Origin of the sequence: Kribbella sp. NPDC051718 (assembly GCF_040681515.1) — a bacterium.
Classification (GTDB): Bacteria; Actinomycetota; Actinomycetes; order Propionibacteriales; family Kribbellaceae; genus Kribbella.
In genome coordinates this window covers 418,254-438,977 of sequence record NZ_JBFAYZ010000003.1, presented here as the reverse complement: position 1 = coordinate 438,977, position 20,724 = coordinate 418,254, and the positions used below count along the sequence as shown (strand labels likewise).

Genomic DNA, 20,724 nt, shown 5'->3' with positions numbered 1-20,724 from the left:
AGGAATCCACGATCCGACGGGCGGTCCGGCCGGATCCGATCGCATGACGGCCGCGCCGGGCAGGCATGGCCGAACCCGCCGCGGCCACAGAGGCTCAGCGACGGGTGGGTCGAGCTGTCAACCGACAGCGACCCCAGCGGGAGGACCCCTGGAAACGATGGCGTGGACCAGACGGAGTCGTCGCATGGTCCGGACCCGGAACGCCAGGCTCGGCCTGACACGAGGCAGCCCGAGCGGCGCCGACACCCGGTGCACCAGGGTGAGCGACGCGCGGACCCGCTGCGCGGCGTACCGGACAACACGGAACACCGCGCGTTCGCCGTACGCCAGCCAAAGCCCACTCAGCAGCGCCACTACGAGATGGGCCGCGAACATCCCGAGCATCGACCCGAGAATCATCCCGCCACCGTGCGCCATTCCCTGCGCATGCGCCATCTCGTGAACCATCGCCGGCTGCGCAGGAACAGAACCGGCCGAGCCGATCATCTCCGCGATGGTGAAGCCGACGTGCAGGACAGCTTGCGCGGCAACCGCGATCGCGGTAACCGAAACGACATCCCGCTCGTACGCCGCCAGCCACCACCCGCAAGCCCAGACCCCGACGAACGCCCCGGCAACCGCCCACCACGGCAGCGATGCATCCGACATCAGCACATGACCAAGCGCAGTCAACAACACGCAGACGACAGCAAACAACGCCGCCCGCCCCGCCCGAGACCACCCCTGTTCAACCATGCTCCGGACATCGTGACATCCCGCCACCCCCACCCACCTGTGGCAAGTCCCACAACCAAACCAGGAACTCCCGCCACAACCGCCGGCCCTCGACCATTGACAGCGTTGTCTGGTGCGGCCACGATACCTTTCAGCAGTGTTTTGAAACGTTTCCAGCCCTCGGTCCGCCCGAGCCGCCCCGAAGCAATCGAGGAGATCATCGCCGTGAATCGTGCTGCCCGAACTCTGCAACTACTGCTGGCCGGAGTGGTGCTGGTAGCCGCGGCGCCGGCCGCTAGCGCTGGTCAGGCACCCACCGGTCCAGCACCCACCGGTCCGGCGGCGACCGCCCGGGCCCGGGTCGCCGCCGACGAGCTGATGAGTTCCTACGAATCGGACAAGGCATGGTTCCCGTCGAGCTGGTGGAACTCCGCGGTCGCCTTGCAGACCATCGGCGACTACATGGAGCGCACCGGCGACCGGCGCTACCTGCCCCAGCTGGACAACACCTTCGAGAAGGACAAGGGCGTGTTCCCGGCGGGTTACCTGTCCGGCGATCCACTGCTCGGCAACTTCACCAGTCGCGCCATCGACGACTCCGAGTGGTGGGGGCTGACCTGGATCCAGGCGTACGACCTGACGAAGAACCGCAAGTACCTCGAGATGGCGGTCACGATCGCGGAGTACGTCGAGGGCTACTGGGATCCGAGCACGTGTGGCGGCGGCGTCTGGTGGAACGCGGAACGCACCTACAAGAATGCCGTCACCAACGGGCTGTGGATCCGCCTCACCGCCGAGCTCCACAACCGCCTGCCGCGCGACAAGCATTGGCTCGGTCGCGCGAAGGAGGGCTGGAACTGGTTCACCGGTAGCGGCATGATCAACTCCGCCGGCCTGGTCAACGACGGTTTGACCGACGACTGCCACAGCAACGGAGACACGGTCTGGAGCTACAACCAGGGCCTGGCCATCGGCGCCGGCCTCGAGCTGTGGCGAGCGACCCATGACCCGAAGCTGTCGACCACGGTACGACGGTTGGCCGACGCAGCGATCGCTCCGGGCGGACTGGTGTCCGATGGCGTCCTGACGGAGTACTGCGATGCGCCCGGCCGTACGTGCGACGACAACGGCAAGCAGTTCAAGGGCATCTTCATGCGCTACTGGATGGACCTCGCCGACACCACGCACGATCACCGCTACACCGACTTCGTTGCTCAGCAGGCCGCAACGGTCTGGGGCCACGATCGGGACGCGTCCGACCGGTTGGGTGAGCGATGGTCAGGCGCCGAGCCGAATGTCTTCGACTGGCGTACCCAGGCCAGTGCCCTCAGCGCGCTGATCGCCGCCGTGCCGTCCACACCACCGGTACGGTCGTTGTCGGCCACGATCGCCCCGGCGCTGCCGGTGGTGATGCCGTCGACCGGCGCCGCCACCCACGTGAAGCTGACAGTCGACGTCCAGGCCACGGGACACGAGCCACTTCATGTCGCCGTACGAGCGGCTGCCCCGTCGGGATGGGCGGTCACTCCCCCACGCTCGACCGTGGTACTTCGCCCACACGGCAACGCCGTACCAGTGCACTCGTCGGTCCAGCTCGATGTGACGATCCCAGCCGGTACGCCGGATGGCCGCTACTCGGTGACCGCGACGGCGACGTCCGGACCGCAACTGTCGTTCAGCACCCGAGCCGACATCCTGATCGCGAACACCGCCGACTTCGACACCGGCACGGCGGCCGAGACTCCCTGGCTGTGGGACGCGGACGGCTCACAGAGCAACGGCGTCCAGAACCGGTTCGCCGACGGGCACTCGTACTTCGTCTACCGCTTCCCGTTCCCATCGGACACCACCACCGCCTCCGCGACCCTGACGATCGACAACGAGTTCGTCGTCCAGGTCAGCGGCGACGGGCAGCAGTGGACCACGGTGGCGACCGAGACGCAGCAGTTCCACGACGGTGAGAACAAACTGGCGAGGACGTTCGACCTCACGCCGTACCTCGGACCGGACAAGGCAGCCTACGTCCGGATCGCCGACTCCTTCCCCGACGACGGCTGGGGCGGCCGCGTCTACCACGTGAGCGCCGTCCACGACTGAGCGCTGACTCGGATCCGGCGGTTCCTTCTTTCAGTTCCGCGGCGACCGATCGGCAGAGCTGCTGGTGGGTCGCCGCCCGGGCCAGCAGGAAGGAGAGCAGGTAGCGGATGTCGGCGTCGTCGGTCAGGCGATAGAGGTGCGCAAGCTGCAGCCGGCGGTCGCGTTCGGCGTCGGCATTGGTCTGGAAATCGGCAGCGAGGTTCCCACTGATGTTGCCGGAGGCAACTTGCCATGGGTCATCCGTGGGCCGGGCACCCTGCACTCGCCTGAGTTCCAGCCTGCGGTCGCTGTGTGTGCTCACAGCCGAGAGGGGTACCAGGCCGGTATGGAGCCCCTCTGCGTCGGGCTGGTGGCCGATCCACCCGCGCCGACCCAGATCGCCCGGCGGCTGACCGACCTGAGCCCGCTCGATGGCAGCGGCCACTGGGACATCACCGTCGTGAGTGAGCCGTTCACCACCGGGTCTGAGGACGTCGGGGCCGCGGTGAGCCGGCTGCAGGACCGGGCCCGCGAACACGATTGGGACCTCGTCGTCGGGCTGACCGAACTTCCGCTCCACGATCACGAGGGCCGGCATCTGCTGGTCGAGACCGACGCAGAGCAACGGACCGCAGTACTGTCACTGCCCGCGCTGGGCGGACTCCGGATGCATGCCCGCACCCGTCGGGCGGTGCGCTCCCTGGTCAGCAGCATGTCAGACCCCCAACCGATGGATGTGCACAGCGTGGCCCTCCCACACTTGCGCGGCCCTGGCGCCTGCTCGTGGGCATGGTGCTCGCCAACCGTCCGTGGCTGCTGGTACCGGGCCTGAAGTCCGCACTCGTGGCCGCGCTGGCAACCGGAGCCGTCGCCACGGTCAACTCCACGGTCTGGCTGCTCGCAGGCACGGGAAAGATCACGCCTCTACAACGGCTCGACCCTGCTGACCCTGACCGTCGGCGTCCTCATCTGTTACGCCGCCCTGTACGTCGTGAACCTGGCCTGGGCGTTCTTCGTCCTCGACCCCGACGTGATGGGCGGCTACCTCCAGAACCCGATCAGCCACGCGGACCTGTTCGTCCTGACCTGGTTCGTCGCATCCGCCGCAACCCTCGGCGGCGGCCTCGGCTCCGGCCTGGAATCGGACGAGGCGATCCGCGCCGCCGCCTACTCCAAACGCGAGCAGGACCGACGCGACCGCCTCACCCACAGCCCCAACTCCAAGCCATCCACCTCATGAAGGCCATACCCGCTCGTCGTTTGCCTGGTCCCAGCAGTCAGGCGAGCCGAGCGGTGTGCTGTCCAGAGCCTCCATCAGGTCGCCGGGCGTGTCGTAGATGTCCTTCGCGCCGGCCTCCCGCAGTTCATCGTCACCGAACCCACCTGAGCGGACGACGATCACGGGCATCCCGGCCCGGGTGGCCGCTTTGACGTCCCACACCGAGTCACCGATGACCACGCTCGCGGCGTCGGACGACACGCCGAGCTTCCTCAGCGCCACTTGGAGCAGATCCGGCGCGGGTTTGGACTCCTCGACGTCTGCGCTGGTCGTCCAGCCGTCGACGATGCCGCGGGCATCCAGTTTGTCCAGGAAGACGTCGACATGTCGTTCTTGGGCAGAGCTGGCTAGTACCAGACGGTGACCGCGTTCCTTGATGGCCAGCAGGAGATCGCGGGCCCCAGGCAACAATGCCATCTCGTCAAGCAGCGCGTCGACCTCCTTGCCCTGCTCCTCCCGGACCCGGTCGCCGACCCTGCGTTCCAGGTCTTCGCCTCCGATCGCCGTGACCACTTGATCCCCACCCATACCGATCAGCCGGTGCAGCCGCCACACCGGGTAGGTCTCGCCCACCGAGCGCAGGGCCCGGTACCACGCGAGCGCGTGGTGATAATTCGAATCAACCAGAGTGCCGTCGATGTCGAGAACCGCAATAACAGAATCCGTCACACCCACCGAGTACCCGCCCTTCCCAACACCAACCGCCGTACCAGACGTCACGTCGGCCGGTACTCGCTGGATGGGGTCGAGTCGGCCTTGACCGCGTGCCACAGCATCAGCACCACCACCGCCGCCAGGCTGCCGTACGTCTTGGCGTAGTTGCCGAAGGTGGCGACATAGACCGAGAAGCCGATCGACGCGACCAGCCAGATCGCGGTGGCGACGGCCGCACCGATGGAGACCCAGCGAAGGCGCGGCGCATCGCGGTCCGGCGCCAATCGATAGACGACCGCCAGAGCCACCGTGATCAAGACGATCGCCAGCAACAACCGTACGACCTCCAGCAGGATCCGCAACGGCGTCGCCATGTCCTCCCCGATCGCTGCCCCCGCCGCGAACAGGGCGATCGCTAGCAACACGAAGATGATCGCCCCCACCGTCATCCCCAGCGCCAGCAGCTTCCGGCGGACGAACCCGCGCGACTCATCTTCGTCGTAGGCGAGGTTCACCGCCGTCAGCAGGTTGCCGACACCGCCCGAAGCACTCCACAGTGCGGCGGCCACGGCGATCGCTAGGCCGATCCCCAGTCCCTGCCGCGGCGCCGACGTGAGGGCGTCGAGCTGTTGGAGCACCAGATCACGCCCGGACGCGGGCATCGCCGCGGCCAGATCCTCGGCCTGGTTGCGGATCTGCGCCGGATCCGCAACCAGGCCGTAGGCCAGCACAGCAGCCACGACAGCGGGGAACAGGGAGAGGAAGCCGAAGAACGCGACGCCGGCCGCCAGCAACGGAACCTGGTCGGCCTTGGCCTCGCCCCAGGCCCGCCGGATGACCTGCCACCAACCGGCCGCAGGAGTCTCGGTCGGCCGGACGGCATCCATTCCCGGTACTACCCGCTGCCGCGACTTCATCAGCTCGAGGAGCCGGCCTGGCGGACGTTGCCGGCCGAGTCCTTCGCATCGTCGGCAACCTGCCGCGTGGCCGAACGCCCGTCGTCGGCCACCTCGGTGGCAGCCTGCGATGCCGTCTCCTTCACGCTCTGGACCGCCTCCTGCATCGGCTCTTGCAGATCGTCCTTGATCTCCTGGGCGACCTGGGCGGCTTGCTCCTTGACCGGACCGGCAACGTCGGCTGCCTTGTCCTTCGCTTCCTGGGCGAGTTCACGTTCCTGCGTCGAAGCCGGCAGCGCGGCGGCCACGATCCAGCCCGCCGCGAAGGCGACCAGGCCCGCGGCCAGCGGCGTACCGCGAGTGCGCGAACGAGCCATCTCCGGTGCCGAACCGACCGCTTCGCCGACCTTGCTGCCGGCATCCTGTACCGACGAAGCAGCCGAGCCAGCGGTGTCGCCGACCGAGCCGGTGACCGAATCCACGGTGCCCATCACGTGATCCTTCAGCCGGTGTACTCCGCCGCGGGCCCTCTCGACCCGCCGGCCGACCACTCGGCTCGGACTGACCTTCTCGGTCAGGGCATCGACGTCGCGGCCCACCCGGTGCCGGGTCTGCTCGATGTCGCGTCTCAGCTCTTCCGTGGTTTCAGCCATTGCGCATCCTCCTTGAGTGATTCGACCGTCTGGTCGGGTTTCGGGCTGACCTGCTGCAGTTCCCGGCGCCCGCGCATCGCCAGCACCGCGGCGACGACCGCCCAGAGCGCGGCGACGATGAGCGCGGCCCAGACGAGATCCATCGCCTCGTCCAGGGCCCACATGATGGTGAAGGAGACGAACAGCGCGACCATCCAGCCGGCGAACGCCGCGCCGCCGAGCATGCCCGCGCCCTTGCCTGCCTTCTTCGCCTCCGCTTGCAGCTCGGCCTTGGCCAGGGCCAGCTCCTGACGAGTCAGATCGCCGAGGTCGGAGGTCAGCTGGGAGACCAGCTCGCCAACCGACTCGTCCACCGAGACCGGCCTCGCGCCGCCGTTGGGCGACGATCCGCTGACCGTCATTTCACTGCACCGACCCAGGACCGAACCTCGGCGCACCCGGATCCGGATCCGGCGCAACCGGAGTCGGCATGGGCGGTACGTCCGTCGTCGGCGGCGGTACCGGCGGAGGAGGCGTGGTCCGGCCCACCGGCGGCGCGCTCACGGGCGCCGACGGCGGCGTCGAGTAGCCGTTGCCGGTGTCCGGGTGTCCTTGAGCGCCGGACCCACTCGGTCGTGACGCCTGAGGATCGCCGGCCGACAACGCACGGGTCATCCGACCGGCCACCACTCCTGCCACGGCGGCCATCAGCAGGAAGGTGCCCGGCTTGCGCCGCGCGTACCGGCGTACCTCGTCGAGCAACTCGCCAGGCTCATGCTGCTGCAGAAAATCGGCCGCCTGGTTGGCGAACCCGGCGCCGTGCGTGGCCAGCTGAGCACCCAGCCCGGACTGCCCGTGTTCTGCCATCCCCCGCAGCTCATCACCAACTGCCCGGAGACTGCCGGCCGCACGCTCCTTCTGCTGACCGGCCTGGCTGACCAACTCGTCGCGGGTCTGTCCGGCCAGCCTGCGAGTCTGCTCGCGGGCGTCCGAAGCCACATCGGACGCCTTCTCCTTGACCGACGCCGCCACCTCACGGGCAGCGTCTACCGAGGTCTCCTTCAAGTGTCCGGCTTCGGCGCGGGCCGCGTCGGTGACGCTGTCCGCGGGCGGACTGCCACCCGCCAACTGCTGATTGGTCGTAGGCGTCATGACTGACTCCTCCAGGGATTGATCGGTACTGCGAAAGATTCGGCTGGTCCACCTGACGCAAGAAGGCCGCGGTGAACAAAGGGCCGGGCGGCACACTTCCGTACCACCACCGGATACGAAACGCCGGTGCCCAAGGCAAAACACCGACATCACGAGTGAATCCGACGCGGGCCGGGTACCGCAGGCCCAGGTTCGGCCAAGAGCCTCGAAACGCCACCAGCACGGGGACGAAGATGACTCAACCGATGCCCGGTACGACCCTCGACGGCGGGTATCTCCGCTCGCTGTTCTCGAGCACAGTCGCTGGAACGGTCGGCCTGGAGGAAGAACTCCTACTGGTCAGCCGGGAACACCACCTACCGGTCGCGGCCGCCGACGCCGTCGTGACCGAGGTCGGTGATTCCCGGGTGAAACCGGAGCTGATGGCCTGCCAGCTCGAGATCGCCACCTCAGCCCACAAGGAGCCCGCCGGTGCGATCGACGAGTTGGGCGCCTGCCGGGCACTGATCGCGGCAGCCTGTACCTCCGACCTCGCCCCGATCGCCGCACCCGTTCATCCTCTGGTCGACGGCCCCAGCTCACTCTTGCGGTCGAACCGGGCAAGACAGCTCAGTGGCCGGTACCGCGAAGTCATCAGCCGGCAACTGGTGTCGTCATTACAGGTACACCTGGCCTTCGGCGACCCTGACTGCACATTGGCCGTCTACAACGCCTTGCGAAACCTCCTCCCCGAGTTGGCCGCGCTCGCCGGCGCTTCTCCGTTTGCTGCCGGACTGGACACCGGCCTGTGCTCGGTACGTCCGGTGATCGCCTCCCAACTCCCCCGCCAGGGCGTACCTCCGATCATCACGTCCTGGGAGCAGCACGCCGAGGACCTCATGTGGGCCGCCCGCGGAAGCTCGATGGCCGACCCATCCGAGTGGTGGTGGGAGCTGCGGCCCCACTTGCGCTACGGCACGCTGGAGCTCCGGGTCCTCGACGTACAAGCGACCCTCGCCCATGCCGCTGCGATCGTCAGCTTCGTGCACGCCCTGGGCGCCAGGCTCGCTGAGCTGTACCACCTCGGCGAACTCCAGCCGCCGGCACCGACCTGGCGGATCGAGGAGAACCGCTGGTCCGCCCTCCGCGACGGCGTCCGCGGCGAACTCCTCGACCTGCGCACCGGCGAAGCCCGGCCCACCAGCCGCTGCCTCCACAACCTCATCGACTCCGCCGAACCGCACGCCCCCGGCGGCCTGGCCAACACCCGAGCGCTGCTCCAGAACCCGCCCGTAGAGCACCTCCGCCTACTCGGCCCCAAGCGGCTCGTCCCTTGGCTGACCGAGGTATTCACCGAATGAACCACTCATCTGCCGGACATAGAACGCTAATGGTTGCGGAGGACTCTGATCGAGACCCGCGGCTGCCCGACCATCAACCGGCCGTCGGACCCGCGCGCTAGCCGACCCCCGGGCATGTCCAATCTCAGTGGTACCTCACCGCCCCCGCGCAGCGCCCTGACTCTGCGCCTCGTGCTCGCGGCCTTCGGGCTGATCGTCTGTGCCGGCGCCGCGGTGATCTTCGCCTACGCAGGGCTGCCGCCGGCCCTGATCGTGGTCGCGGTCCTGCTGGCCGTCGTCGCCGCGATCGACCTCATCGTCGTCATCACCCGCAAAGCTCGCGGAGAGCCCGGCTGAAGTCTGGACCGCGTCGGACGATGATCAGACGCTCGTACGGCGGTTGGCCGGCTTGGGGCGGCTTGCCCGGTGCTGCTGCGCATCGGGGCATCCTCCCGAGACGCACTCTCGGGCGTCGGACAGACCGGACCACGACGGATAGGTCCGCCGCCGAGTCTTCGGCTCTGCCACGCTCCGACGACAGGCACCAGCCCAGATCAACGTTTGGGGAGCACCCGGAGGAGTAGGACGGAGAAGCTTGCCAGCGGGATGGAGGTCAGGAGTGCCCACCAGAATTGGGTGACCACGAAGTACAGGCTGACCAGGGTCCACGCGATCGCCATCGTGCGCAGAACAGATCGGTACTGCGTCCGCGCGTCCGAAGGAGGATCAGCGGAGTAGCCGCCCAGCCGGTTGAAGCGGACGACCATCAGCACGCGAGCGATCCAGCCCGCAACGAAGGGCGCGACCAACGCGACCGCCGGCCACGCGCCCGCGACGGCTGCCACGATCAACGCAGTGAGGAAGACACCGAGGGTGATCAGCGCCAGGGTCAGCTGTCCACGGTAGGAACGCCGGGTGGCGTCGCTCCGGGCATGGGCAGGCAATGGGCTCACCTCGGGTTCAACTGCGCTGGGCGGGGGCCGTCCTCAGCGGTCGTGGCTCTGGCGCGGGCCAGATGCCCATGGCTGCCAGGGCTTCGCAGACGTTCGGGTTCGTCGCGGTGACTTCGAGATGACGGCTTGCTGCCCAGCAGCGTCTCTGGGCCATGTCCATCAGAAGCCCGAGGACGGTGGGGTTGAGCGGGTCGAGCTCGGCGTCGATGGTCAAAACTATTCCCTTCGCACGCCGCTCGCAGGCATCCACCAGCATCTCCCGCGCGGTCGAGGCGGTCGCATCGGTCAGCACTCCCCCGACGACGATCCGCACGAAGTCCGCGTCGCACTCCCACCGCACCGAGTTCCCCTGCTCGTCGGCTCTGTCGTACGCATCCATCACCATCATGGCTTCACTCCCAGTCGGAAAAGCACAAACCGACTCGCGCACTGCCTGACGAGTGGCTCACCCGGTACCCACCTGGGACGGTGAGTCAAACCTGCGGGTACGCCCGGCGGTGACAGCGAGGACGGGCAGGGCAACGGCAGCCGCCGTGAGAACGACTGTCAGCCAGCCGGACAGGTAGTCGAGACCGCCCCCACGGCCGGCCACGGCAACCGTGATCGCCACCATGGTCGCCGTACCAAGCTGAGCTGCCGTGTTGAGAAGACCGGCCGCGCTTGCCTGCTGTGCGACTGGGACCGCAGTGCCAAGACCGTAAGCGGCGACCGCTCCCACACCGTTCCCCAGGCCGGCCGCTGCAAGCCCCGCCAGCAGTGCGGTCGTCGTAGACCACAGACCCATCGCAGCCGCGCCGACGCCGATCAGCAGAAGACCCGTCACCAGCATCCTGCGTGGCCCGAGGCGTGGCATCAGCCGGCCGGCCACGCCGGCGCCGAGGACAACGGACACGCTGAACGGCAAGATCATCAACCCCGCGGCCGCCGGACTGAATCCCTTCTCCTCCTGCAGGTACAGCGTGCCGACGACAACGAACGAACTCGTGGTCGCCGTGACACCGAACGATCCGATCAGCCCAGCGACGAACGGCCGCCGCCATAGTTTCACCGGTACCAACGGCGATCCTGTACTACGTTCGCGCGCCACCAACCAGCCCACTGCCAGAGCCCCGGCCAGAGCCAGTACCGCCGTAACAAGCCAGTCGCGGGCAGCCGTGTTCGCAGCGGCGACCACTGCACCGACCGCGATGACCTGGAGCACCACCGACCGCAGATCGAGCGCCACCCGCTGCTGATTCGCCCGATCCCGTTCGACCAGCCGCAGCAATACCGCGATCAGCACCGCGGCGATCACCAGGTTGCCCCAGAAGATCGCCCGCCAACTCACCGCCGACGTCGTCAAACCACCCACCAGCAGACCTGCCGCACCCGCCAGACCACCACAGGCGTTCCATGCGCCGAGGGCCCGATCATGAGCAGCCTCGGTACTGGCTGCGCGCGTCAGCAGAACCAGGGCGTTCGGCACCGTCATGGCCGCGGCTGCTCCCTGGATCGCCCGGCCCGTGATCAACAACGCCATCACGGGAGCAGCGGCAGCGACCATCGAACCGATCGCGAAAAGGACCAACCCGGCGATCAGCACCCGGCGGGGCCCGAAACGATCGCCGAGCCTGGCGGACAAGAGCAGCAGGCTACTGAAGCCCACCGCGTAGACGGGCACCAGCAGACCTGCTCCGCCTGCGGATCCACCGAGATCGCCCAGCATGCGCGGCAGCGCGGAGACGACGACGGTCACGCCCATCACATCGACGACCTGGACCGTACAGAGAGCGACCAGCCGGCCTCGTGAGTTGTCCATCACCCCACGCTAAGGTAATGCTTTTAGATACAAAAAGCGTTAGCGTGTCGCTCATGAAGATCGAGCTGACCTGGGCCTGGCTGGAGGGCCACCCCTCACTCGACTTCGCCAACACGGTGATCAGGCGCGGCTGGACGGAGTACGAACTGATCAACTCGACAGCCGACCTGGACTCATGGCTGGACGCCGCTGCACTGCCCGCGCCTCGCCCGGCGACGGTCACCGAGGGCGATCTCCAGGCCTTCCTGCCGCTCCGCAACGCGTCCCTGCGTCTGTTGCGGGCCGCCGCCGGCCACGGCAGCTGGCGAGCCGCTGACGTCCGGTACCTCAACGAGGCCCTTCTCAGCCACCCCGACGTGACACTCCTCGGCCCCACGATGGGATCAGTGCGCTCCCAGCCCGTGGGCGCCCCCACACCTTTTACCCTGCTACTCGCGAAGCTCGCGGCCGAGGTCCGCGACGTACTCGCCGGGCCGCGCCCCGACCTGGCCCTGTGCGATGCGCCCAGCTGCGGTCAGCTCTTCCTCCAGCGCCGCCCGAACCAAGCCTGGTGCGGACCACCCTGCGGCAACCGCGCTCGCGTCGCCCGCCACCACACCACGAACGACCACCAGCCTCAGGATTGAGACCGGGTACCGGCGCAACATGGCTTCGGTATGGACAGCGACGGCGGAGATTCCCCGGTACGACGTTCTGGCCGGTGACGCGACGGCTGATGTCGTGGTGATCGGCGGCGGCTGGATCGGCCTGACGACAGCGCTGTTGCTGGCACGCGACGGCGCGCAGGTCGTCGTGGTCGAGGCGCAACGGCTCGCCTCACGTACGAGCGGCAACACGACCGGCAAGGTCACCTCGCAGCACGGCGCCTGCTATGCCGGGCTCGTCGATCGCCACGGAGTGGACAAAGCCCGTCAGTACGCCGCGGCGAACCAGCTCGCCGTGGAACAGGTCGCGGCGCTGGTCGATGCCGAGGGCATCGACTGCGAGTTGATCAGGACGCCGGCCTTCGCGTACTCCACGGAGCCGGACTCCACACTGGAGCGCGAGGCAGCGGTCGCCGCGTCTCTGGGCCTGCCCGCCCAGCTCGTCGACGGCAGCGAGGTCGGGCTGCCCGCCGTCGCTGCGGTCCGGTTCGACGACCAGGTACAGCTGCATCCTGTCCGCTACCTCGCTGGTCTCGCGAAGGCGGTCGAGCGGGTCGGCGGGAGAATCTTCGAGCACACCCGCGCCGTCAGGATCGACGAGAAAGACGGCGCCGTACAGGTCCGGACCGAAGTGGGCGGCGTGATCACGGCATACCAGGCGGTGCTGGCCACCCTCCTCCCCAGCGGGACCACCGGCGCGTACTTTGCCCGGACCCGGCCAAGGCAATCCCACGGCATCGCCGTACGGCTACCGGTCGAAGCTCCCGTCGGGATGGCGATCTCCGTCGACTCCCCCACGAGGTCGACCCGCCCCTGGCCAGGCGGTGGACCGGCCGGCCTGATCGTCGTCGGCGGCGACCACGAGGTGGGATCGACAGCGGACACAGCCTCGATCTACCGATCGCTGACCGACTGGGTCGGCGCAACCTGGAACGCCGCGATCGAACCGGAGTACCGATGGTCCGCCCATGACTACCGAACTCCCGACCTGCTGCCGTACGTCGGCAAGTCACCTGGCAGCCACAACATCTTCGTTGCCACCGGCATGAACAAGTGGGGCCTCAGCAACGGAACCGTTGCCGCCGGCATCATCAACGACCTGATCGCCGGCCGGGACCATCCAGCCGCCGGCCTCTACGACGCCCGCCGGATCGGGGACGCCCGCGCCGTCGCCGGACTGCTCGCAGACAATCTCAAGGTCGGCCGGGACTTCACGACCGGACATGCCGCCCGGCTCCTGAAACACGACAGCAAGGCCGACCCTGTCTGCACCCATCTCGGCTGTCCGCTGACCTGGAACACCGCCGACACGACCTGGGACTGCAGCTGCCACGGTTCCCGCTTCGATGCTGATGGCAACATTCTCGACGGCCCCGCGACCAGACCACTGAAACTGACCGACTGAACGAGCCGACGACCGGCTCCTCCCTGGAAGGACAGGCCATGCCCGAGCAGATCCCCCTCGCCGGCGTCGTCCTGGACGCGCCCGACCCACCCGCCCTGGCGAGCTTCTACGAGCGGCTGCTCGGCTGGAAGATCGTCCAGGGCGATCACAACTGGGTCTCGATGGAGGGACCTGACGGCAGCAGCAAACTCTCCATCCAGCGCGAGCCGAACTACCAGCCGCCGTCGTGGCCGAGCAAGACCGATCGGCAGCAAATGCAGATCCACCTCGACTTCAAGGTCACGGATCTGGAGGCGGCCCAGCAGCTGGCCGTCGAGGCCGGCGCGACTGCGATGGACTGGCAGCCCCAGGAGGAAGGCGTCCGGATCTTCGCCGACCCGGTCGGTCACATCTTCTGTCTCTTCCTTCCCGGCTGGTAACCACAGCCCAGGACTCGAAGCTTACAGCCGGAGGAGATTCCGATGACCCAGCATGAAGCGTCCACGACGGTGGACGTCGCGCCGAACATCTTGTTCGACTACCTCTCCGACCTCCAGCAACTCCCCCATTACCTGCCACGGCTGACCGGCGTACACCCGACAGCCCCGACCCCCGCGGACGCTCAGGGTATGGAGGCACGTCAGCCGAACCAGCCCGTGCACCACGAGGTCGAGGTGACCGCCGACGAACCGGCCGGTCACACCGTGCGCAGCGAGGCCTGGATCGACGTCGTCGAGGAGAACCGCACGCTGAACTGGGGAACGCCCGGCGGAGGCCGGTACCACGGTCAGCTCCAGGTCGAATTCGTTGCCGACGGCACCTCGCTGCTGTCCGTCCGGCTGGACACCGAGCACGACGACCCGGCGATCGACGACGAACTCCAGCACGCCCTCGACGCCATCAAAACCTCCCTCGAACACCCGACCATTCCGTGAGGAGACGACGACGATGACCATGAAGCTGAACAAAGCGGCGTTCGATCACGCGAAGGAGCTGATCGGCAAGGCGCAGACGGTCAAGGACGAGCGCGACGACTGGAGCGAGCACGCACCGACCGCCGACGAGGAGAACGACTACCTCGACAAGCACGGCTGGGACGAGTTCGGCCTGTGGTACCTCGGCATCGACACCGAGCAGAACGACGAGACCAAGGGCCGCTACAAGTTCCCCTACGGCGACTTCCGTCGGGTCCACCGCTGCGGCGTGATCAGCGCGGAATCGCGCGCCGCACAGTACGACCACGACGAGATCGCCAAGGCCGTCGCCAAACTCCACGAACTCCTCGACGGCGACCACGCCTGACCCGACCCGCCCGCCTGACCGTCTTGTGAGGAAACGCGATGGCCCGCCAGCCCTACGTCCGTGAAGAAGAAGACGCCGGCGAACGCCTCGACCGGCACTGGAACGAACTCCTGCAGGAACTCCGCCTTGCGCAGACCGGCACGCAGATCCTGTAGGGCATGCGGGACAAGCTGGTCCCGATCAGCCACCACCTGATCGGGGCCGGCCTGCTCTTCCTGCTCACCGCCATCGCCGGGGGTGTGGTGCGAAGTACAACGACGAACCCTGACGCTAGTCACCGGTCTGCGAGTTCGGTGCGTGGACCGGTTTCGACTGCGACGACGAACGCTGGCGCAGGTAGACGGAACCGCCGATGATCGCCGCGACCGCGAGGAACTCGCTCTGCCAATTCTGGAACGACTCGAACCAGAACTGCGAGGTACGGACGTACTGCCACGTCGTGACCGCCTGGCCGCCGTGCAGTTGCTGGTCCTCGCTGTAGGCGCCCGCGCCGGTCACCGCATGCAGCCAGATCGACAACGCGAAACACAGCCCGAACGCGATCGCCAGCGAATTCTCGTACAGCCTGAGCACCAGCTCGGATCCGCGCCGGACCGGCCACGGCGCCTCCGGATCGCTGCGATGATCGCGAGGGTCCTCGTCCTGCGGCGCAGGCTCGCCGATCGGACGCGATTCGGCGGAGCCCTTCTGGACCAGGAAGGTGGTCAGGAGCACGTACATGCCCATCTGGAGGAACTCGGACTCCCAGTTCTCGAAGACGGTCTCGCCGAACGACGACGAGGCGGCATACTCACGCAGCGTCTGCGCAGGCTGACCGTGATCGGTCAGTTCCTCGTTCTCGTGCGCATGCCCGGTCAGCAGCACCCCGATCAGGAACAGCGCGAACAAGCCGAGATTCACCAGCAACAAGGCCCTGAAACGCACCCACCGCCGCACTCCATGCTCCCTCATACCCGTCCAGTACCCACAACCAGGGCCCTTAGCAACCGATCAGGAGGCCCCGTCGGCCGGGTCGTCGCTGGGCCGAGCTGCGAGCGGGCCGGTTCGAACTGGGTACTACGGGTGCATGACTGAGTTCGGCGCAGTACACGAGGCCGCAACGGCGGAAGGGCATGAGCGTCCAGCAGGTGTCGACGATGCGACCGTAGAAGCCGTCGGCAAGCTCACCGAGGCGCTTGAGACGGTGATCCAGGCGCGCGGCCACCTGTACGCCTTTCACCAAACCACCGGCTCGGCAGACCTCCAACTGGACAAGGTGGTCGAACTCCTGCGCACGGCCGGCCACCGCACGCTGGCCGATCGGATCAGCACGGAGCTGATCGGCCGCAACGTGATCTCCGGCCGCTGGACCTTCCAACTCGTCGAGGAGTACGACGACAACTACTACGACCTGTTCACTCAGCTCGAGAAGACGGCCCGAGACCAGCTCACCGGCGGCCGGCGACACCTCGCCGAGGCCGAGATGAAGCAACGCCGGGTCACCCCGGGGCAGCAGGGCCATGAGATCGACCCCGGCGAGATGTAGCGCCAGTCAGCTCGGTGGGTACTGCTCGGCTTTGAGTAGCCGGGCGAGGTGGGCCGTGTTCGCGGCGAGGGCCTTGGTGGCGGAGCCGGTGGTGTCGGGCTTCGGCCCGGCGTCCTTGTAATCGACGCTGCCCATCGCCTCGCCTACCCAGTACGTCGAGCCGTTCGCGGCGACGCTGAACCCGACATCGTTCAGCCCCTGCAGCAGTTCGGCGGTGACGTGGTGAGCGCCGTCCTCGTTGCCGACCACCGCGACCGCGGCGACCTTGCCGAAGACGAGCGGCCGGCCTTGCTCGTCCTTCTCGCTCAGCTCGGCGTCGAGGCGCTCCAGTACCAGCTTCGCGACGCTCGACGGCTGTCCCATCCAGATCGGCGTCGCGATCACCAGAATGTCCGCGGCCAGCACCTTCTCCCGGATCGCCGGCCACTCGTCCCCATCACCCTCGTCGATCGACACACCGAACTTCACCGTGTGATCGACGATCCGGACCACTTCGCCGTCGGTGTCGTGGTCGGCCAGGGCTGTCAGCACCTCCCGGCCGAGCAGCTCCGAGCTGGACGGCGCCGGGGACTTCTTGAGCGAGCAGCCGAGTACGAGCGCTTGCAGAGTGGTCATGTGAAGGTGTCTCCCGTTCAGAGATCGTTGAGGGCTGGGCCGAGTTCCTTGCTGAAGAAGTCCAGGAAGCCGTCGACATCGGGGCCGGCGTTGATGAGCGCGAGTCGGTCGTACCCCGCGTCGGCGAACTTTTTCGCGACCTCCAGATGACGGCTCACATCGGGACCGCAACCGAACTGCCCGGCCATGTGATCGGCCGTCACCAGCTCGGTCGCGGCGTCGAAGTTCACCGGATTCGGCAACTCCGCCTGGACCTTCCAGCCGGTCACCCCGAACCGGAACAACCGGCGCGCCGACTCCGCGGCCTCCTCGATCGACGGTGCCCACGCCAGCGGTACTTCGGCGTACCGCGGCCCATCCCCACCTGCTTGCCGGTACGCCGCGATGAGGTCAGCCCGGGGCTCTGTCGTGAAGAGCGCATCGCCAAGCTCCCCGGCGATGCGGGCCGCGGCCGGTCCGCCGGCCGCGACGGCGATCCGCGGGAGTGGATCCGGCAGGTCGAAGACGCGTGCGTCCTCCAGCTGAAGATGCTTGCCCTCGTACGAGTGATAGCCGCCGCTCCACAGCAGCCGGATGATCTCGATCGACTCCCGCAACATCTCGTGGCGCCGGGCAACGGCCGGCCAGCCCCGCCCGACCACATGCTCGTTGAGCCGCTCCCCCGCCCCGAGCCCGAGCGTGAACCGCCCGTCGGCCAGCAACGCGGTGGTCGCCGCCGCCTGCGCCACGATCGCCGGGTGATAGCGGATGAACGGACACGTCACTCCGGTCGCCAACTCGATCCGCGACGTCCGGGCCGCGATCGCCGCCAGCATCGAGAAGGCGAACCCCGAGTGCTCGTGCTCCGACACCCATGGATGGAAATGATCACTGACCTCGACGAAGTCGAACCCCGCCTCCTCCGCCCGCACCGCCTGCTCCACGATCTCGGTCGGCGAGTAGGCCTCCGCGATCAACTTGAACCCGATCCGCATCCAAACCTCCTGAACCTGTTGAGAATCGATGCCGCCGGCCGCCGATCAGGCGGCGGACGGGAGCGGGGCCAGCCTGTCCCTGAGGCGATCGAGGATCTGGCGGAGCAGCCGGGACACCTGCATCTGGCTGACACCGATCTCGGCGCCGATGTCGGTCTGCGGCAGGCCGTCGACGAATCGCAACTGCAGGATCTCCCGGTCCCGATCGCTCAGGTCCGCCAAGACCGGCCGGAGCACCTCGATCGCCTCCAGCTGATCCAGCGCCCGGTCGTCCTCGTCAGCCACCACGTCGGCCAGGGTGAGACCCGCCTCCGCTTCCGGCCGATCCAGCGACAACACCGTGAAACACCCATGAGCAGCCATCGCGCGCTCGATCTCCTCGACCTCCACGCCCAGCCGCTCGGCGATCTCGGCCGAATTCGGCTCGCGACCCAGCTCCTGCTCCAGATCCGGCAGCTTCGCCGCGATCATCCCCTGCAACTCCTGCAGCCGGCGCGGGATCCGCACCGTCCACGCGCAGTCACGGAAGTACCGCTTCACCTCGCCCCGAATTGTCGGGATCGCATAACCGATGAACGGCGTATCCGCCGCCCGCCGATAACCGTGCGCCGCCTTCACCAACCCCAGATAGGCGACCTGCTCCAGATCCTCCACATCAGGTCCCCTGTTCCGGAACCGCTGCGCAATCCCACGGGCAATCTCGATGTTCAACTCGACGATCGACTCGAGCAGCTCCTGCCGCACGGTTTCGTCGGTACTACGCTCCCGCCGCTCGAACAACTCCTGCGTCGCCGACTCGCGCGCTACGCGATCCCGGGCGGAGTGGCACTGCGTGGGCACTGAACTGACAACAGAAACCATCATCGACCTCGCGACATGTCACGTCACGGCGTGGCCTTCCTCCAGACCACGGTCAGCAGCACACCCTCCGTACCCAATCCGTTACGCCTCATGCACCAACCAGCTGAATGCTTTCTTTTGGCCTGCGACTGGACACTGTGCGTCCCGAGAGGGATCGTGCAATGGGAGACCTAAATGGCTGACTTGGTGGAACGCGTCGGTGTCGGGACGGCTACTACTACGCTCCCGCGCAGGAGAAGCCTGGGCAGTGTGGTCGGCAAGTGGGTTTCCACCACCGATCACAAGCTGATCGGGCATCTGTACCTGATGACCTCGTTCGCGTTCTTCCTGATCGGTGGCGTGATGGCGCTGCTGATCCGGGCCGAATTGGCCAACCCGGGTCTGCAGATCGTCGACGAAGAGGTCTACAACCAGCTCTTCACCATGCACGGCACGATCATGCTGCTGCTGTTCGCCACCCCGCTGTTCGTCGGCTTCGCGAACGAGATCATGCCGGTCCAGATCGGCGCTCCCGACGTCGCGTTCCCGCGACTCAACATGTTCAGCTACTGGTTGTTCCTGTTCGGCGGCCTGATCACCCTGTCCGGGTTCCTGACGCCTGGTGGCGCGGCGGACTTCGGCTGGACCGGCTACGCGCCGCTGTCCGGCGGTGCACGCTCGCCGGGCGTCGGCGCGGACCTGTGGATCATGGGCCTGTGGATGGCCGGACTCGGAACCATCCTCGGTGCGGTCAACTTCGTCACCACGATCATCACCATGCGGGCGCCGGGCATGACGATGTTCCGGCTACCGATCTTCACCTGGAACATCCTGGTGACCTCGATCCTGGTCCTGATCGCCTTCCCGATCCTGGCCGCCACCCTGCTGATGCTGGAGGCGGATCGAGCCCTGGGGGCCCACGTCTTCGACGCAGCCAATGGCGGGCCACTGCTGTGGCAACACCTGTTCTGGTTCTTCGGCCATCCCGAGGTCTACATCATCGCGCTGCCGTTCTTCGGCATCATCACCGAGATCCTGCCCGTCTTCAGCCGCAAACCGATCTTCGGGTACGTCGGCCTGGTGGCCGCCACGCTCTCCATCGGCGCCCTGTCGATCGCCGTCTGGGCCCACCACATGTTCGTCACCGGCGGCGTGAACCTGCCGTTCTTCTCCTTCATGACGTTCCTGATCGCCGTACCGACCGGGGTGAAGTTCTTCAACTGGATCGGCACCATGTGGGGCGGCTCGATCTCGTTCGACACCCCGATGCTGTGGTCGGTCGGCTTCCTGGTGACCTTCTTGTTCGGCGGCCTGACCGGGGTGCTCCTGGCCTCCCCCGGCGTCGACTATCAGTTGTCCGACTCGTACTTCGTGGTCGCACACTTCCACTACGTCGTCTTCGGCACCGTCGTGTTCGCCATGTTCGCCGGCTTCTACTACTGGTGGCCCAAGTTCACCGGCCGGATGCTCGACGAGACACTCGGCAAGCTGCACTTCTGGCTGCTGTTCATCGGCTTCCACACGACCTTCCTCGTCCAGCACTGGCTGGGCGTCGAGGGCATGCCGCGCCGCTACGCGACGTACAAGGCAGACGACGGCTTCACCACCCTGAACCAGGTATCGACGGTCGGCGCGGCGCTGCTGGGCATCTCGATGCTGCCGTTCTTCTACAACATCTACAAGTCGCGCAAGTCGCCGCTCGTAGGCGTCGACGACCCTTGGGGCTGGGGCCGCTCGCTGGAGTGGGCGACCAGTTCCCCGCCGCCGCGACACAACTTCGAGAAGCTACCGCGCATCAGGTCCGAGAGCCCCGCCTTCGACCTGCACCATCCCGCCGTCGCACTGATGGAGTATCCAGACAGCGGCGCCGGACGGGACAACCTGCTGGACGCCGGCGAGGACCAGGGCCGGGTCGAGAACCTCGAAAGCAACACCGGGACCGATCAGGACACCTGAGGGTGGCGGCA

Annotated in this window: 26 protein-coding genes; 12 read left to right on the top strand and 14 right to left on the bottom strand. The window is 67.3% G+C overall.

What is annotated here, in order from left to right:
- Nucleotides 1-117 precede the first annotated feature (117 nt).
- On the bottom strand, nucleotides 118-735 hold the full coding sequence (locus tag AB0M15_RS13640; RefSeq protein WP_363817384.1) for a hypothetical protein: 618 nt from the start codon (nucleotides 733-735) through the stop codon (nucleotides 118-120).
- A 204-nt stretch (nucleotides 736-939) separates the two neighbouring features.
- On the opposite strand from AB0M15_RS13640, the gene AB0M15_RS13635 reads away from it, so the two are divergent.
- Nucleotides 940-2,811 (top strand): glycoside hydrolase family 76 protein, encoded by a 1,872-nt coding sequence (locus AB0M15_RS13635; RefSeq protein ID WP_363817381.1) that lies wholly within the window; start codon nucleotides 940-942, stop codon nucleotides 2,809-2,811.
- Here AB0M15_RS13635 and AB0M15_RS13630 read toward each other — a convergent pair.
- A complete protein-coding gene (locus tag AB0M15_RS13630) occupies nucleotides 2,702-3,388 on the bottom strand; it encodes a manganese catalase family protein (RefSeq protein WP_363817378.1) in 687 nt (228 codons plus the stop codon). The two genes, AB0M15_RS13635 and AB0M15_RS13630, sit on opposite strands and share 110 nt — an antisense overlap.
- Before the next feature lie 393 nt (nucleotides 3,389-3,781).
- On the opposite strand from AB0M15_RS13630, the gene AB0M15_RS13625 reads away from it, so the two are divergent.
- On the top strand, nucleotides 3,782-4,030 hold the full coding sequence (locus tag AB0M15_RS13625) for a hypothetical protein (protein ID WP_363817375.1): 249 nt from the start codon (nucleotides 3,782-3,784) through the stop codon (nucleotides 4,028-4,030).
- Here AB0M15_RS13625 and AB0M15_RS13620 read toward each other — a convergent pair.
- Genes AB0M15_RS13620 through AB0M15_RS13600 form a run of 5 tightly spaced genes read right to left on the bottom strand, consistent with a single transcriptional unit; the run spans nucleotide 4,025 to nucleotide 7,403 of the window.
- Nucleotides 4,025-4,738: an HAD family hydrolase gene (locus AB0M15_RS13620; RefSeq protein WP_363817372.1), complete on the bottom strand. Its 714-nt coding sequence runs from the start codon at nucleotides 4,736-4,738 to the stop codon at nucleotides 4,025-4,027. The two genes, AB0M15_RS13625 and AB0M15_RS13620, sit on opposite strands and share 6 nt — an antisense overlap.
- 47 nt (nucleotides 4,739-4,785) lie before the next feature.
- Nucleotides 4,786-5,640 carry a YihY/virulence factor BrkB family protein gene (locus AB0M15_RS13615; RefSeq protein ID WP_363817369.1) on the bottom strand — a complete coding sequence of 285 codons (855 nt, stop codon included), beginning with the start codon at nucleotides 5,638-5,640 and terminating at the stop codon, nucleotides 4,786-4,788.
- Entirely contained in the window at nucleotides 5,640-6,272 is a 633-nt protein-coding gene (locus AB0M15_RS13610; RefSeq protein WP_363817366.1) for a DUF3618 domain-containing protein, read from the bottom strand. The genes AB0M15_RS13615 and AB0M15_RS13610 overlap by 1 nt, the downstream gene beginning before the upstream one ends.
- The gene (locus AB0M15_RS13605) at nucleotides 6,248-6,673 is read right to left on the bottom strand and encodes a phage holin family protein (RefSeq protein WP_363817363.1); all 426 of its coding nucleotides are present in this window, start codon (nucleotides 6,671-6,673) and stop codon (nucleotides 6,248-6,250) included. The genes AB0M15_RS13610 and AB0M15_RS13605 overlap by 25 nt, the downstream gene beginning before the upstream one ends.
- A 1-nt stretch (nucleotide 6,674) precedes the next feature.
- Nucleotides 6,675-7,403, bottom strand: a complete 729-nt coding sequence (locus tag AB0M15_RS13600) for a hypothetical protein (protein ID WP_363817361.1) — start codon at nucleotides 7,401-7,403, stop codon at nucleotides 6,675-6,677.
- Nucleotides 7,404-7,636: 233 nt separating this feature from the next.
- Here AB0M15_RS13600 and AB0M15_RS13595 point away from each other — a divergent pair, with 233 nt between their 5' ends.
- Together AB0M15_RS13595 and AB0M15_RS13590 are read left to right on the top strand one after the other, a co-directional pair.
- Nucleotides 7,637-8,743 carry a YbdK family carboxylate-amine ligase gene (locus tag AB0M15_RS13595; RefSeq protein WP_363817358.1) on the top strand — a complete coding sequence of 369 codons (1,107 nt, stop codon included), beginning with the start codon at nucleotides 7,637-7,639 and terminating at the stop codon, nucleotides 8,741-8,743.
- Nucleotides 8,744-8,857: 114 nt separating this feature from the next.
- Nucleotides 8,858-9,079, top strand: coding sequence for a DUF6343 family protein (locus tag AB0M15_RS13590; RefSeq protein WP_363817355.1), 222 nt, complete (start codon nucleotides 8,858-8,860; stop codon nucleotides 9,077-9,079).
- Between the two features lie 197 nt (nucleotides 9,080-9,276).
- Here the strand turns inward: AB0M15_RS13590 and AB0M15_RS13585 are convergent, their stop codons facing one another.
- The 3 genes from AB0M15_RS13585 to AB0M15_RS13575 are packed head-to-tail and all read right to left on the bottom strand — an operon-like array spanning nucleotide 9,277 to nucleotide 11,473.
- Nucleotides 9,277-9,666, bottom strand: coding sequence for a hypothetical protein (locus AB0M15_RS13585; protein WP_363817352.1), 390 nt, complete (start codon nucleotides 9,664-9,666; stop codon nucleotides 9,277-9,279).
- A 16-nt stretch (nucleotides 9,667-9,682) separates the two neighbouring features.
- The gene (locus AB0M15_RS13580) at nucleotides 9,683-10,063 is read right to left on the bottom strand and encodes a hypothetical protein (protein WP_363817349.1); all 381 of its coding nucleotides are present in this window, start codon (nucleotides 10,061-10,063) and stop codon (nucleotides 9,683-9,685) included.
- A 57-nt stretch (nucleotides 10,064-10,120) separates the two neighbouring features.
- Nucleotides 10,121-11,473 carry an MFS transporter gene (locus tag AB0M15_RS13575; RefSeq protein WP_363817346.1) on the bottom strand — a complete coding sequence of 451 codons (1,353 nt, stop codon included), beginning with the start codon at nucleotides 11,471-11,473 and terminating at the stop codon, nucleotides 10,121-10,123.
- Between the two features lie 53 nt (nucleotides 11,474-11,526).
- Here AB0M15_RS13575 and AB0M15_RS13570 point away from each other — a divergent pair, with 53 nt between their 5' ends.
- Genes AB0M15_RS13570 through AB0M15_RS13545 form a run of 6 tightly spaced genes read left to right on the top strand, consistent with a single transcriptional unit; the run spans nucleotide 11,527 to nucleotide 14,958 of the window.
- Nucleotides 11,527-12,099 (top strand): ABATE domain-containing protein, encoded by a 573-nt coding sequence (locus tag AB0M15_RS13570; protein ID WP_363817343.1) that lies wholly within the window; start codon nucleotides 11,527-11,529, stop codon nucleotides 12,097-12,099.
- 19 nt (nucleotides 12,100-12,118) lie between these two features.
- Nucleotides 12,119-13,522 (top strand): FAD-dependent oxidoreductase, encoded by a 1,404-nt coding sequence (locus AB0M15_RS13565; protein WP_363817340.1) that lies wholly within the window; start codon nucleotides 12,119-12,121, stop codon nucleotides 13,520-13,522.
- 38 nt (nucleotides 13,523-13,560) lie between these two features.
- The gene (locus AB0M15_RS13560) at nucleotides 13,561-13,941 is read left to right on the top strand and encodes a VOC family protein (protein ID WP_363817337.1); all 381 of its coding nucleotides are present in this window, start codon (nucleotides 13,561-13,563) and stop codon (nucleotides 13,939-13,941) included.
- A 42-nt stretch (nucleotides 13,942-13,983) separates the two neighbouring features.
- On the top strand, nucleotides 13,984-14,436 hold the full coding sequence (locus AB0M15_RS13555) for an SRPBCC family protein (protein WP_363817334.1): 453 nt from the start codon (nucleotides 13,984-13,986) through the stop codon (nucleotides 14,434-14,436).
- Nucleotides 14,437-14,449: 13 nt separating this feature from the next.
- On the top strand, nucleotides 14,450-14,803 hold the full coding sequence (locus AB0M15_RS13550; protein WP_363817331.1) for a hypothetical protein: 354 nt from the start codon (nucleotides 14,450-14,452) through the stop codon (nucleotides 14,801-14,803).
- Nucleotides 14,804-14,841: 38 nt separating this feature from the next.
- Nucleotides 14,842-14,958: a DUF6328 family protein gene (locus AB0M15_RS13545; protein WP_363817328.1), complete on the top strand. Its 117-nt coding sequence runs from the start codon at nucleotides 14,842-14,844 to the stop codon at nucleotides 14,956-14,958.
- Nucleotides 14,959-15,073: 115 nt separating this feature from the next.
- On the opposite strand, the gene AB0M15_RS13540 is transcribed toward AB0M15_RS13545, so the two are convergent.
- The gene (locus tag AB0M15_RS13540; protein ID WP_363817325.1) at nucleotides 15,074-15,727 is read right to left on the bottom strand and encodes a DUF6766 family protein; all 654 of its coding nucleotides are present in this window, start codon (nucleotides 15,725-15,727) and stop codon (nucleotides 15,074-15,076) included.
- 142 nt (nucleotides 15,728-15,869) lie between these two features.
- Here AB0M15_RS13540 and AB0M15_RS13535 point away from each other — a divergent pair, with 142 nt between their 5' ends.
- Nucleotides 15,870-16,328, top strand: coding sequence for a hypothetical protein (locus AB0M15_RS13535; protein WP_363817322.1), 459 nt, complete (start codon nucleotides 15,870-15,872; stop codon nucleotides 16,326-16,328).
- 6 nt (nucleotides 16,329-16,334) lie between these two features.
- Here AB0M15_RS13535 and AB0M15_RS13530 read toward each other — a convergent pair whose 3' ends face one another.
- Genes AB0M15_RS13530 through AB0M15_RS13520 form a run of 3 tightly spaced genes read right to left on the bottom strand, consistent with a single transcriptional unit; the run spans nucleotide 16,335 to nucleotide 18,757 of the window.
- On the bottom strand, nucleotides 16,335-16,943 hold the full coding sequence (locus tag AB0M15_RS13530) for an NAD(P)H-dependent oxidoreductase (protein ID WP_363817319.1): 609 nt from the start codon (nucleotides 16,941-16,943) through the stop codon (nucleotides 16,335-16,337).
- Between the two features lie 17 nt (nucleotides 16,944-16,960).
- Nucleotides 16,961-17,917 carry a TIGR03557 family F420-dependent LLM class oxidoreductase gene (locus AB0M15_RS13525; RefSeq protein ID WP_363817316.1) on the bottom strand — a complete coding sequence of 319 codons (957 nt, stop codon included), beginning with the start codon at nucleotides 17,915-17,917 and terminating at the stop codon, nucleotides 16,961-16,963.
- 45 nt (nucleotides 17,918-17,962) lie between these two features.
- Nucleotides 17,963-18,757 carry a SigB/SigF/SigG family RNA polymerase sigma factor gene (locus AB0M15_RS13520; protein ID WP_363817313.1) on the bottom strand — a complete coding sequence of 265 codons (795 nt, stop codon included), beginning with the start codon at nucleotides 18,755-18,757 and terminating at the stop codon, nucleotides 17,963-17,965.
- A gap of 195 nt (nucleotides 18,758-18,952) precedes the next feature.
- On the opposite strand from AB0M15_RS13520, the gene ctaD reads away from it, so the two are divergent.
- Nucleotides 18,953-20,713 carry a cytochrome c oxidase subunit I gene (gene ctaD / locus AB0M15_RS13515; RefSeq protein ID WP_363817311.1) on the top strand — a complete coding sequence of 587 codons (1,761 nt, stop codon included), beginning with the start codon at nucleotides 18,953-18,955 and terminating at the stop codon, nucleotides 20,711-20,713.
- Nucleotides 20,714-20,724 lie beyond the last annotated feature (11 nt).